The sequence below is a fragment of the Monashia sp. HAY1-5C genome (assembly GCF_056755255.1).
Genome location: NZ_JBPGXG010000374.1, coordinates 1 through 270, shown reverse-complemented (window position 1 = coordinate 270; position 270 = coordinate 1). Strand labels below are relative to the sequence as shown.

Below are 270 nucleotides of genomic sequence, written 5' to 3'. Positions count from 1 at the left end.
GAAAATGAATCCCTCATCAAAAAGGGAAGAATTTCATTCCAACGCCTCGCAGCGTATTACACATATGTTTGTGGAGCTTTTGGAACGGCAGTTTCCCATAGAGGAAGTGACGCAACGCATCAAATTTCGCTCACCTTCAGAATTTGCCTCACAACTTTCGTTGCATGTCAATCATTTGAACAGGGCGGTGAAGGAAATGACAGGGAAAACGACGTCGGAGCTTATTTCCGGAAGAGTTCTTCAGGAAGCCAAAATTCTGCTTAGCCACAC

General features: G+C 44.8%; 1 protein-coding gene. It reads left to right on the top strand.

What is annotated here, in order from left to right:
- On the top strand, positions 1-270 hold a 270-nt coding region (locus ACR9ZK_RS22095), incomplete at both ends, for a hypothetical protein (protein WP_481344092.1).